This is a genomic window from Rhodococcus sp. UNC23MFCrub1.1 (assembly GCF_000686025.1).
In the GTDB taxonomy this organism is placed as follows: Bacteria; Actinomycetota; Actinomycetes; order Mycobacteriales; family Mycobacteriaceae; genus Rhodococcoides.
Map to the genome: position 1 here is coordinate 355,934 of NZ_JMLQ01000002.1, position 11,939 is coordinate 367,872.

Sequence of the window (11,939 nt, forward strand, 5' to 3'; positions counted from 1 at the left end):
CATGACCGTGACGACGACCGACAGGCCCACCCTCTCACCCGCACGCTCGCGCGTCGCCCGCGTGGTGTCGACTCCGGTGCGGCGGCACCTGCTCGGCGCTCTGTTGGCCCTCGTCGTGGTGATTCTCGTGCTGGAGAGCGTCAGCACGTTCCGGCAGAGCCAGCTGACGTCGGTGGCGTATCTCGCGATCGCCGCGGCCGGACTGACCGTGCTCACCGGACTCAACGGTCAGCTCTCCCTCGGGCACGGTGCGTTCATGGCGGTCGGCGCGTACACCGCGGCACTGATGTTGCGGGCGAACGAGTCCGGCTGGTCGGTGCCCCTGGTCCTGATCGCGGCCACCGTCGTGGCCGGTCTGGTGGGGGTCGTCGTCGGGGTCGCCGCGGCGCGATTGCACGGGCCCTACCTGGCCGGCGCGACATTGGCGCTCGCCGTCGCCGTCCCTGGTCTCGCGCTGTACTTCTCGGAGTATCTCGGGGGCGAGCAGGGTCTCATCGTGCCCAGTCCCGACGTGCCGTCCGCGCTCGACGACATCGCCTTCTTCGTCACCGGAAACGAGCTGACGTCCACGAAGTTCGTGGCCTACGTCGGGTGGTTCCTGCTCGTGCTGGTGTTCTTCCTGCTGGCCAACGTGTCGTCGAGTCGCGTCGGACGGCGTTGGCGCGCCGTGCGTGACGACGAGGTGTCGGCCGAGATCGCGGGGATCGACCTCGGGCGGGCACGGGTGCTGGCCTTCGTGGTCAGTGCCGCGTGTGCCGGTGCCGCGGGGGCGATCATGGCGATGGCTGCCCGCATCGCCGCGCCGAGCGGGTTCACGCTGGTGTTGTCCCTGACCCTGCTCTCCGCTGTGGTCATCGGCGGACTCGGTTCGCTGACAGGCGCTCTCATCGGTGCCGCGCTCCTCACCTACATCCCGCCGGTGGTGACCAACCTGGGCCTCGACGCCGGGTTGAGCAGCCTGCAGGCCGCGGAACTCGCGCCTCTGGTCACCGGCATCTTCACCGTGGTCGTGATCCTCTTCGCGCCACTCGGACTGGTCGGCACGGTCCGCGGTCGTCTCGTACAGCGTCGTCTGAAGAGAGAAGGAGTTCGATGAACAGGATCCGAACATGGGCGCAGCGGGGCACCGCTCTCGCTGCGGCCGTCGTACTGGTGGCCTCGTGCGGTGCGGGTGGCCGTGAGGAGGCGGAGGAGTCCACGGAGGGCTCGACCGTCGGGATCACCGACACCTCGGTGAAGATCGGTGCGCACTATCCCCTGACGGGAGTCGCCGCTCCCGGGTACAGCGAGATCCCCACGGGCGCCAAGGCCTACTTCGACTACGTCAACGCCGCCGGCGGGGTGAACGGTCGGCAGATCGAGTACCTCGTGCGTGACGACGCGTACGACCCGACCACCACCACACAGGTGGTCAACGAGCTGGTCCTGCAGGACGAGGTGTTCGCGATGGTCGGCGGTCTGGGCACCGCGACCCACAGCGCGGTCATCGACTTCCTCAACGAGGAGGGCGTCCCCGATCTGTTCGTGTCCTCGGGCGCGATCATGTGGGGCAACGATCCGGCCAAGTACCCCAACACCTTCGGGTGGCAGCCCGACTACCAGGTCGAGGGCAAGATCATCGGCGACTGGGTGCAGAAGAACCGGCCGGACGCCAAGGTGGGCCTGTTCCTGCAGGACGACGACCTCGGCCGCGACAGCGAGGCCGCGGTGCGCCAGTACCTCGAGGATCAGATCGTCGGCGTCGCCCGCTACACGTCCGGCAACACCGACGTCGCCCCGCAGATCGCGTCCCTCCAGGCGGCGGGTGCCGATCTGATCCTGGGCTTCAACGTCCCGTCGTACACAGCACTGAGCCAGTTGGTCTCCCGCCGACTGAACTACACGCCCGAATGGTTCTACAGCTCCATCGGTTCCGACGTGGACCTCGTGGGGTCGCTGCTCGGACGCTTCTCGCAAGGCGCGGTGACCGACGGCGCCTCGTCGCTCGAGAACATGATCTCCCTCGAGTACATCCCCGGCATCGACTCGCCGGACAACCCGTGGACGCAGTTGTGGCAGAAGGTGTGGGCCGCCAACGGAACCGGTGAGGAGCTGACCAACTACCGCATCTACGGCATGAGCCACGCCTACGCCTTCGTGCAGGCGCTGCAGGCCGCGGGCGAGAACCCGACCAGGGAGTCGATCGTGTCGGCGCTGCAGTCGCAGGGCAAGGACCTGCCCGGCCCTCAGCTCGCCCCGTTCCGCTACTCCGAGGACAGTCACCTCGGCATCTCCGGTGCCAGCGTCTACAAGATCACGAACGGAAAGCCGGAGAACCTGACCCCGGTCCTGGTCACGGACATCGGCGACTCGGCCGTCGAGGAGTACACCGGTGAGGAGGCAACCCCACCGGAGAGCGGCATTCCCGACACCCAGCCGGCGGGATGACTTGGTCGGCGGGATGACCCGGGGGCGGGGGCGTCGACACGCCCCCGCCCAGTCACGTGTCGGCCCCGCTCGTCGGCAGTGGCCTACCCGCCATGCGCTGTTCCATGCAGGACGGCCGTCGCGAGAACGGCAGGGTGAGCCCGTCCGGCCCACGTGCCGACCAGGGCGTCGCGATCGGCCGGGTCGTCCAGCGGGACGCGATGCAGGGTGAGCACGGCGGTGCCGACGTCGACGACGGTGTCGGTGCCGCGGGTGTCGACCGACGGCGCGTGGACGTCGGGAACGTCGGCGCCGGCCTGTCCGGTTCCGTGGACGAGTGCGGTGACTTCGCGCTCGGGCCCGGGCTCGGAGTACTCGAACGCCGCCTGAGTTCCGCCCGTGAGAACGGTCCGCAGCAGCGTCGCCAGATACACCGGATCGTGCGCCGCGTCGTGAACGTGGCGGGTCCCGAGCACGCTGTGCTCCATGGTGGTGATCAGCGCCGTCTCGGCGCCGGGTAGCGGTGCCGATCGGTACGTGAGAGTCACGTGCAGGATCGTCCCGTCGGCGGCGCGGAGCAGGTGCGACTCCAGTCCCACCTCGCCGTCGGGATCGTCGAAGCGGTAGGCGTCGACGACCTCGAGCGTGCCGACGTCGATGCCTGCCGCCCACGGCTGCAGCGGAACCCACTGCCGCAGCAGGTCGATCTTGGTGGGAACGATGGTCGCGCGATGAATCAGGGCCACGCCGCGCACGCTACGCCGCGGTGTCAGTCCTCGGCGGAGGTCTCGGCGGCAACGGTGCCGAAGATGTCCGCGCGTCCCACGCCGTCGAGTACTGCGTGCCGGAGCTCGGGTGGCACCAGCAACACCTCGCCGCCGACGAGCAGTCCCTGGTCGATGAACGCTCGGAGCTTCGCGGTCACCAACTCCGCCGTCCGCTTGTCCTCGCCCTCGAGGTCGTCGTAGTTCTCGTCCAGGTTGCCCTCGGGCGGGTCCGGCGTCATGGCGGCCAGCACCGCCTGGGCGACGAAGCTGTCGGCCACCGAGGCGGAGACGTCGATCTCGTCGTCGGCGGACAACTGCGCCGTGACGTGCGCCGCGACGACGGTGCGCAGAGCGTCCGCCTCGCGCGCCCGGACGTTCGCCGCGAGTGGTCCGGGAGCGGCGCCGGCGTCCGAGATCTCCACGACGCCGGACGACACGGCGGTGGTCCAGGCGTGGGCGAGTTCGGGCACGTCGGCGGGCATCTGGAACGTCGACGCGGGCACGGTGAGCCCCAGCGCGGCGGCCACCTCCTTCGCGTCGATCGGCCGACCGGTGCTCGACCAGGCGAGCAGGGCGTCGACGTCGCGGACGATCGCGAGCTCGGCCAGTGCCGCCGACTCCGCGTCCGCAGTCACCTCGGGCAGGGTGATGTCCTCGGGCGTCAGCGTGTCGGGGACGCCGTCGACGAAATCGGTGAGGTCCTCCATGCAGTGCTCGTAGTCGGCGTCGCTGCCGCTCCAGATGTCCTCGTCGTCGAGGAACGTCAGATAGGACAGGGCGCTGAACACGAGGTGGAGCGCGGCGTCCTCGCTCGCCTCGGTGTTCTGCGCGAGGACGGATTCGGCGGCGTCGAGAACGAGGTGGGCGTCGTCCGGGGTCCAGGCCGTGGGGGTGAATCCCTCGTGGACCCGGGTGAGTTCACCCAGGAGCGACTCGACGACGCGACGCGTCGGCTCGACGTCTCCCGCGCCCTCCTGAACGGCCATCCACGTCACGAAGCGAGCGAGCACCCGTTCTGTCGTGGACGCCGTCGGCCCCGAGGTCTGTCGGCGTCTCCGCGCCGCGGTCTTGGCGGCGCGCTTCTGCCCGCGGTTGCCCGGTCGGTTGGATCCCATGCGCCGACCTTAATGCCGTCACCGGTCCGGTCGTCCCGTCAGGTCGACGCGGGCTGTGACCCAGATCATGTGTCGTCGGCGCGCGCTTCTCCGTTCTCTGTACGACTCACCTTCATACGAACACGAGCGCGCCCGGTAGGGGCAGCGTCGAAAGGAGTGCATCATGGCCGACTTCATCGAGAAGGCTCAGAACAAGGTCGACGAGGCCGCAGGCGCCGCGAAGAAGAAGGCCGGAGAGGTCACGGGCGACGATTCGCTGCGTACCGAGGGTGCAGCCCAGCAGACCAAGGCGGACGGCAAGCAGGCCGCCGACAAGGCCGGTCAAGCTGTCGACGACGCCGCAGGTGCAGTGAAGGACAAGGCCGGGGACGTCGCAGACAAGGCGCAGAACGCGGCGAACAAGGCTTCCGACAAGGCCGACGAGGTCGCGGACAAGGCTGCCGGCAAGGCGAACGAGGTGGCCGACAAGGCCGGGGACGTCGCAGAGAAGGCAGCCGACAAGGCGAACGAGGTCGCTGCCAAGGCGCAGGACAAGGCCGGCGAGGTCGCCGATCGTGCCAAGCACGCCGCGGACAACGTCGCACAGCAGGTCCGCAGCTTCGACGCGAACTCGTCCGACGTGAAGAAGGCCTCCGCAGTGAGCGCCCCCGTCATCGCCGCCGTCGTCGGTGCAATCGTGGCCGTCGTCGTGGTGCGCCGTCGGCGCAACGCCCCGCGCCGGGTCGCCCAGAAGCGACTGTCGGTCGCGCAGAGCTTCGGTCAGGATCTGGCCGAGACGGTGAAGCACAAGCTCGACCGCTGATCACCGAGAGATATCCGGGTCAATGCTGCGGACTGTTCGTTCGAACGAGGGGGCAGCGTTGATCTGATCACCGTGCACCGTCACCACGGAGCACAGTGACCACCATCCGAATGCGGCGTCTGCACGGGGCAGGCGCCGCATTCGTGTGTCCGGACACTGCTGACCGGTTCCGCGGGAACCGAACGTGAGTCCTGCCCGTCCATGCCTGCACACGCCGCCGACGACCGGTCGCCGGCGCCGGGCGGGGGGAGCACGGCATGGATTACACGGCTGTCGACGCGGCGACCATGGTGGACGCGGCCAGGGCGTTGGGCAGGGTGTCGCTGGATCTCGAGCGGGAGGTCGCGGAGGCCGCCTCGGTCGTCGCCGCGGTGTCCGCCTCGTGGCAGGGCCTGGCGGCGACGGCGTTCGTCGACGGGTGGGGCACCGTTCATCACGGCGCCCGGTCGGTGGTCGCGGCGCTCGAGGACTCAGCGGGTCGACTCGAGATCGCAGCCATTGCCTATGCGGGACAGGACGACACGTCCGCGGCCGCGATCGCGGGTGCGGTGTGACGGGCTACCGAGTCGACCTGGCCGAACTGGATGCCGTGGTCGTGAGGCTGACGCGGTTGGCCGAGGCCACGCGGGTCGCCCTCGACGACGTGTCGGTGCGGGTGTCCGCCCTGCCGTGGGAGGGCACGGCGGCAGAGGCTCATCGCGCCACGCAGAGCGCATGGTCGGCTGGGGCTCGCGAGATGGCGGTCGGTGTCGAGACCATGAGAGACGCTGCGCGCCGGGCACACTCGTCGTACACCGCGGCCCTCGAGTCGAACAGCCGCATGTTCGGGCGCGACTGATGGCGCCCCCGGTCGTTCTCGACGTGTCACCCGAGGTCTACGCCGAGGCGGCTCGGTCGGTGTATCGCGCGGACGAGATCATGGCCAGTGCGGTGAACGTCCACCACGGTGCGTCGCGCGCGTGGGCCGCGATGGCGGGAAGCGACGCCGCGGGTGAGCAGTGGGGCCGGGCGTACGACGGATCCGTCGTCGATCTCTCCCGCGCACTCGCCACGACGTTCTCGGCGACGTCGGTGCTGGCGCGGCTCGTCGATCAGGCAGGTGCGAATCACGTTGCGGCGGAGTCGATCGCGGTGGTTGCGAGTACCCCGCCGCCGGCAGGACGGGCACCGTCCGCCGCGCGGCAGCTCGAGTACCCCAGCGCGGTGGGTGACCTCGGCCCGGGGCTCCAGGGTGCGGTGGAGCTGGCCGACGCGGTCGGCGTGCCGTGCCCCAACGGCGATACCGACGCACTGCGGGACGCGTCGAGCGCGTGGATCGTGCTGGGGCAGGCGATGCTCGACGCACGGTCCGAGGTGCTCGGTGCCGCAGCCGATCTGGGTGCCGTGAACGTGCCGGAGCGGGACGCGATGGTGCGGGACCTCCGTCGACTGTCCGAGGCAGTGGAAGCGGTGGCGGGTGCGTGCTCGGGGCTGGCCGCCGCGTGCCACGACTACGCCGAGCAGCTCGAGAAGACGCGCCGCGACATCCGCGACCTGATCGAGCAGTTCGCAGTGGAGGAGGCGGCGGCCGTCGCGGTCGGTATCGGGTTGGCCTTCGTGTCCGCGGGACTGTCGGCCGCGGCGGGAGCGGCGATCGCGGCCGGTCGTTTCGCACGTACCGCCTCGAGAGTGCGCGCGGTCATCGCGGCGCTGCACGCGTTCGCTCGGATGCGGCGCACCGAGACGTCGATGGCGACGGTGCGACGAGCTGCCGACGACGTGGAGGATCTGACCACTCGTGTGCCCGTCGGTCTGGACGACGTCAGTGCGGCGGAGCGTGCTGCCGGTCCGCCGCCGGCAGGGTGGTCGTCCACTCGTGCGCTCGACGACCACTTCGCGCGCCACGGCGCCGACGTGGGTGCACGGTCGGCCGACGAGTACGCCGACCTCGCGGCGCGGTTCCGCACGGAGGGCTCGCATCAGGTCAAGGTCGGCCCGGACGGCACCGTGCGGATGTACGACCCGGAGACCAACACGTTCGCGTCTTATACGCCGGACGGCACCACCAAGACATACTTCAAGCCCGGATCCGGTGCGTCGTACTGGGACCGCCAACCAGGAGTTCCGGAATGACCACTCACCTCTGCCCGGTCTGCCACTACCCCGGTCTCGCGGACCCGCCGTGGTCGGAGGCGGGCCCGTCGTACGAGATCTGCCCGTCGTGCGGCTACGAGTTCGGTGTCACCGACGACGATCTGGGGGTGACGCCCGAATCCTGGCGCCGGCTGTGGATCGACCGCGGGCATCCGTGGAGTTCGACGGCGCCGCCGCCGCCCGGCTGGGACGGCGCACGGCAACTCCGGCGCTGACGTGCGGGAAGGCCGGAGGCCGGTCGGTGGACTGCGGGAAGGCCGGAGGCCGGTCGGTGGATCTCCAGTGTCAGGGGAGCAGGTGCGAGTACGCGGAGCACGTGGAGGCGACGCCGATGTAGACGAGTCCGTCCGACTGCTCGTCCGACCATCCGCGCACTCGCGTGCGGTCGGCGGTGTCGGCGAGGATGTCGACTCCGGTGCGTCCGACGGCGAGGTCTCGGCAGATCGAGGTGACCGAGGTGTCCATGAAGGCGGCGGTGTCCGGGTCGGTCGGGTAGCCGGCCATCTGCATGATCTCGGCGAAGGCGTCGAACGGTTCCTCGGCGGCCTGCTGGGCGAGGGGAGCGATCTGCACCGCCGGGGTGTCGAGGACGACGGGCGCGTCGACTGCGGTGACCGGCGCGGCGGGTGCGGGGGCGTCCGAGGCACTGGCCGTGGCGGGGGCACTGTCGGACAGCACCATGGTGGTGGTGGCTGCGCCGGCGAGCACGGTCACCGCGGCGCCGATCACCGCGATCCGTCGTCCGGTGCGAGTCGGTCGCCGATGTGCTGGCATCACGTGTCCTCGGTTGGTGGGTCAGTCGCTGACTTATACCCATTTCCGAGCAGAATGTTACTGGAGTCTCACAGGAATCAGGGAGGACGCGCGCATGGAGAAGGTGACGGCCCGGACTCTCGGGGCGTGGGTCATCACGGTGAATCCCCGCAGGACCGACGTCGCCTCGTTGCTCGCCGACGGGCACGCGGGCGGTGACTGGTGCGTGGCGCCCAACTACCGTTCGCGCCTCATGGCGGCCGGTCAGCCCATCCTGCTGTGGGTGAGCAACCGATCCGGCGTGCACCCCGCGCGGGGATTCTGGGGCGTGGGGACCGTGCTCGGCCCCGCTGTCGACATGCACGATCCCGACGATGCGCGCCTGCACGTTCCCACCGAGATCACCATTCTCGGCGAGCCCGTGACGGCCGCGGAGTGCGCCGGGACGGCCGGGCTGGACCGACTCGAGATGCTCCGGTCGCCCCAGCAGTCGAATCCGTCCGTGGTCACCGCCTCGGAGTGGTCGCTCCTTCGCGCTCGTCTCGAACGGGCACCGGAGGCGCCCGGCCTTCTCTAGTGTCCGAGGTATGACAGCTGATGTTCGCGCGAGCACGGTCGACGCAGTCCTGACGAGGTCGGCGCGTCGGTACCCGGACCGGGCAGCCCTGGAGTTCGACGGTCGAACGCACACCTATGCGGAACTGGACGCGGCGGTGTCCCGCGTCGCTCGGTACCTGGTGTCGACGGGGCTCGCACCGGGAGAGCGGGTCGCGGCCTACGGTAGTAACTCCGACTCCTACATCGTCGGGTTCCTCGCCTGCTGCCGTGCCGGGCTGGTGCACGTGCCGATCAACTACGCCCTCGTCGAGGACGAGTTGACCTACCTGGTCCGCCAGTCAGGTGCTCGCGCGCTGCTGGTCGACGACGCTCTGGCGCCGGCGGTCGACGCCGTGCGGACGGGTCTCGATCTCGACGTCGTGCTCTCTCTGCAGGAGCTTCTCGACCTACCCGACGCGTCCATCGCGCTGCCCACGGTGCGGACCACCGATCTCGCCCAGTTGCTGTACACCTCGGGAACGACGTCGAAGCCCAAGGGCGCGATGATGTCTCACGGTGCGCTGGTGAGCGAGTACGTCTCGTCCGTCCTGGCACTGGCGTTCACCGCCGACGACGCCCCGCTCATCGCGATGCCGCTGTACCACTCGGCCGGCATGCACGTGTTCGCCCTGCCGTACCTGTCGGTCGGCGCGACGGTGCGCCTGATGGCGAAGCCGGACGTCGCGGAGATCCTGCGCCGCGTCGAGGCCGACCGCATCGGTTCGCTGTTCCTGGCACCGACGGTCTGGGTCCCTCTGGCGGGACACCCGGATCTCGAGACCCGCGATCTGTCGTCCCTGACCAAGGCGCAGTACGGGGCATCGATAATGCCGGTCACGGTGCTGGAGCGGCTGCGGGCGCGGTATCCGGACCTTCGGTTCTTCAACTGTTTCGGACAGTCGGAGATCGGTCCGTTGGCGACGGTGTTGCAGCCGGAGGAGCACGATGCACGGCCCGCCTCGTGCGGGCGCGCCGTCTTCTTCGTCGAGACACGGGTGGTGAACGCCGACGGTGAGGACGTGGCGGACGGTGAACCCGGCGAGATCCTCTACCGCTCACCGCAGTTGTGCGACGGGTACTGGGAGAACCCGGACGCCACGGCCGAGGCCTTCCGCGACGGATGGTTCCACTCCGGTGATCTGGTGACCCGGGACGCGGAGGGATTCGTGACGGTGGTGGACCGCATCAAGGACGTCATCAACACCGGCGGCATCCTGGTGGCGTCGCGGGAGGTCGAGGACGCGATCTACACCCATCCGGCGGTGGCCGAGGTCGCGGTGATCGGCGTTCCGGACGAGAAGTGGATCGAGGCGATCACGGCGGTGGTGACGGTGAAGGACGGTCGTGCGGTGACCGCCGAGGAGATCATCGCCCACGTCTCGGGTCGCATCGCACCGTTCAAGATCCCCAAGCAGGTGCGGTTCATGGACGAATTGCCGCGTAACCAGAGCGGCAAGCTGCTCAAGCGCGCGCTGAGGTGATCGAACCGGCGTTCGGCGTGTTACCTGTGTGACTGGTGTGACTGGTGGTACTTCTGACACCGAGAGCTTCCGCGTGTCGCGGTAGCCGAATTGGTCGGGGAGTCGGTCATGCAGGTCGGTAGACGCGTTGCGCAGATTTTGTTGGTGGTGGCGACGGTGATCGCCACCCTGTCGGTGCCGACCGCGTCGGCGGCGAGTCCGTATGTCGGACGCCAGGGCATCGGGCTCAACGGCATCGACTTCCGGAGCAGCTCGAGCGCCCAGCAGGCACAGGCGACCCGGGTCGCGGGTACGGGCGCCAGGTGGGTCCGGATCGAGATCGACTGGTGGTACGTCCAGGACGGTGGGCCGACCGCCTACAACTGGTCGGGTCCGGACGGTGCTGTGGCGGCGGCCAAAGCGAAGTCCCTCAACGTCCTGCTGCTCATCCAGAAGACACCGCCGTGGGCTCGGACCACCAGCGACGGCAGCACACCGCCCACGAACCCGGACGACTACGCGACGTTCGCCGCCAAGGTCGTGAGCAGGTATGCGCCGCAGGGGGTTCGGTCGTTCGAGGTGTGGAACGAGCCGAACCTGTGGATGTTCTGGGCCGACCCGGTGACGGGTAAGCCGAACGTGCAGGGTTACGTCGATCTGCTGAAGGCGGCCTACCCGAAGATGAAGGCCGCCACCACCAGCACCATCAGCATCGTGGCCGCCGGACTGTCCCCCTACGGCACCACGGGTCAGAGCCCGGAAGGGCACGCCGTCTCACCGATCACCTACCTCGATCAGATGTACGACCTCGGCGCCGGACCGTACTTCGACGCCGTCGGCTGGCACCCGTACACCGCGCCCGCGTTGCCGAACGACACTGCCGACTGGAACGCGTGGTCGCAGATGAGCGTCGACTTCACCAATCCCGACGGCACGATCTACCAGAAGAGCGCGCGCACGATCATGACCGAGAACGGCGACGCCGGGAAGCTCATCGTCATGACCGAGGCCGGCGCCGCCACCGCGGGCGACCCGAGCGTCAGCGAGCAGGTACAGGCGACGGCCTACCGACAGGCCGTCGACAACCGCCTGTCCTACTCGTGGGCCGGGCCGATCTTCTTCTACGAGACCACAGACCGCGCCGCGATGACCGCGGTGAACCCCGACAAGGAGAACTACTTCGGGGTCTACCGCTCGAACGGGGTGGCCAAGCCGGCGGTGACCGTTCTCAAGAGCGTGCGCTGAGCTCACTCACACCCGACGCCGTCTCCGTCGCGGTCCAGGTGCGAGCCGTAGCCGGGGTCGCCCACGCGGACGGGCGCTGCGCCGGCGTTCCGAGCCGCGGTGCAGTTCGTGTAGTACGTCGATCCGGACGACTCGGGAACGACGGCCGGCGCGACGTACGGAGCCGGTGCGGGTACCGGCGCGACGAATGGCACGGGCGCCGGGACGTAGGCGCGGTCGACGTCCGGCACGTCGACGTCCGGCACCTCGACGTACGGGGTCTCGACGTACGGCACCGTCGTGGTGGGCGGCGGTGCGTACACGGTGACGGTCTCGGGAGTGGTCGTGACGGCAGTGGTCGTCGACGTGGTGGTGGTCGGCCGCGGGGTGGTGGTCGTCGCGCGGGGAGTGGTGGTCGGTGCGGCCGACGTGGTGGTGAGAGTGGTCTCCGCGCTCGCGGCGACGGGTTCGGGTTCCTGCATCAGCCCCAGTCCGACGACGGACAGGCCCACGAAGGCGGCGACAGCGGCCGTGATCTTGCCCTTGTTGCCCTTCTTGCGGGCCTCGATGTGGGGCGGCTGGAACGGCGGCGGATACGCGGTCATGCAGGTCCTCAGGTGAATGGCAGCAACGGGTCACACCACACGTCGCGCGGGGCGCGCGTCACGTTACAGGGTGGTCG

Annotated in this window: 14 protein-coding genes; 10 read left to right on the forward strand and 4 right to left on the reverse strand. The window is 69.4% G+C overall.

The window, feature by feature from the left end; translation table 11 throughout:
• Window position 1: 1 nt before the first annotated feature.
• Together BR07_RS0106540 and BR07_RS0106545 are read left to right on the forward strand one after the other, a co-directional pair.
• Entirely contained in the window at window positions 2-1,096 is a 1,095-nt protein-coding gene (locus BR07_RS0106540) for a branched-chain amino acid ABC transporter permease (protein ID WP_051613117.1), read from the forward strand.
• A complete protein-coding gene (locus BR07_RS0106545) occupies window positions 1,093-2,427 on the forward strand; it encodes an ABC transporter substrate-binding protein (RefSeq protein ID WP_027504743.1) in 1,335 nt (444 codons plus the stop codon). The genes BR07_RS0106540 and BR07_RS0106545 overlap by 4 nt, the downstream gene beginning before the upstream one ends.
• An 83-nt stretch (window positions 2,428-2,510) precedes the next feature.
• On the opposite strand, the gene BR07_RS0106550 is transcribed toward BR07_RS0106545, so the two are convergent.
• Together BR07_RS0106550 and BR07_RS23610 are read right to left on the reverse strand one after the other, a co-directional pair.
• Complete coding sequence (locus BR07_RS0106550) at window positions 2,511-3,152, reverse strand: CG0192-related protein (protein ID WP_027504744.1); 642 nt, start codon at window positions 3,150-3,152, stop codon at window positions 2,511-2,513.
• Window positions 3,153-3,175: 23 nt separating this feature from the next.
• Complete coding sequence (locus tag BR07_RS23610) at window positions 3,176-4,288, reverse strand: hypothetical protein (protein WP_051613118.1); 1,113 nt, start codon at window positions 4,286-4,288, stop codon at window positions 3,176-3,178.
• A 163-nt stretch (window positions 4,289-4,451) separates the two neighbouring features.
• Between BR07_RS23610 and BR07_RS26175 the strand changes: the two genes are divergently transcribed.
• From BR07_RS26175 to BR07_RS0106580, 5 genes are all read left to right on the forward strand, one after another.
• A complete protein-coding gene (locus BR07_RS26175; RefSeq protein WP_051613119.1) occupies window positions 4,452-5,090 on the forward strand; it encodes a CsbD family protein in 639 nt (212 codons plus the stop codon).
• Between the two features lie 257 nt (window positions 5,091-5,347).
• Complete coding sequence (locus tag BR07_RS0106565) at window positions 5,348-5,644, forward strand: WXG100 family type VII secretion target (protein ID WP_027504745.1); 297 nt, start codon at window positions 5,348-5,350, stop codon at window positions 5,642-5,644.
• On the forward strand, window positions 5,641-5,928 hold the full coding sequence (locus BR07_RS0106570) for a WXG100 family type VII secretion target (protein WP_027504746.1): 288 nt from the start codon (window positions 5,641-5,643) through the stop codon (window positions 5,926-5,928). Before BR07_RS0106565 ends, BR07_RS0106570 begins: the two co-directional genes overlap by 4 nt.
• Complete coding sequence (locus BR07_RS0106575; protein ID WP_027504747.1) at window positions 5,928-7,202, forward strand: WXG100-like domain-containing protein; 1,275 nt, start codon at window positions 5,928-5,930, stop codon at window positions 7,200-7,202. The genes BR07_RS0106570 and BR07_RS0106575 overlap by 1 nt, the downstream gene beginning before the upstream one ends.
• A complete protein-coding gene (locus tag BR07_RS0106580; RefSeq protein ID WP_027504748.1) occupies window positions 7,199-7,438 on the forward strand; it encodes a hypothetical protein in 240 nt (79 codons plus the stop codon). The genes BR07_RS0106575 and BR07_RS0106580 overlap by 4 nt, the downstream gene beginning before the upstream one ends.
• A 70-nt stretch (window positions 7,439-7,508) precedes the next feature.
• On the opposite strand, the gene BR07_RS0106585 is transcribed toward BR07_RS0106580, so the two are convergent.
• The gene (locus BR07_RS0106585; protein ID WP_155956948.1) at window positions 7,509-7,997 is read right to left on the reverse strand and encodes a hypothetical protein; all 489 of its coding nucleotides are present in this window, start codon (window positions 7,995-7,997) and stop codon (window positions 7,509-7,511) included.
• Window positions 7,998-8,091: 94 nt separating this feature from the next.
• Between BR07_RS0106585 and BR07_RS23620 the strand changes: the two genes are divergently transcribed.
• From BR07_RS23620 to BR07_RS23625, 3 genes are all read left to right on the forward strand, one after another.
• Window positions 8,092-8,553, forward strand: coding sequence for a hypothetical protein (locus BR07_RS23620; protein WP_051613120.1), 462 nt, complete (start codon window positions 8,092-8,094; stop codon window positions 8,551-8,553).
• Window positions 8,554-8,563: 10 nt separating this feature from the next.
• Window positions 8,564-10,054, forward strand: a complete 1,491-nt coding sequence (locus BR07_RS0106595; protein WP_027504750.1) for a fatty acyl-CoA synthetase — start codon at window positions 8,564-8,566, stop codon at window positions 10,052-10,054.
• Window positions 10,055-10,162: 108 nt separating this feature from the next.
• On the forward strand, window positions 10,163-11,278 hold the full coding sequence (locus BR07_RS23625; RefSeq protein ID WP_155956949.1) for a cellulase family glycosylhydrolase: 1,116 nt from the start codon (window positions 10,163-10,165) through the stop codon (window positions 11,276-11,278).
• Between the two features lie 2 nt (window positions 11,279-11,280).
• Here BR07_RS23625 and BR07_RS23630 read toward each other — a convergent pair whose 3' ends face one another.
• Entirely contained in the window at window positions 11,281-11,862 is a 582-nt protein-coding gene (locus BR07_RS23630) for an excalibur calcium-binding domain-containing protein (protein WP_051613121.1), read from the reverse strand.
• Between the last annotated feature and the right edge of the window lie 77 nt (window positions 11,863-11,939).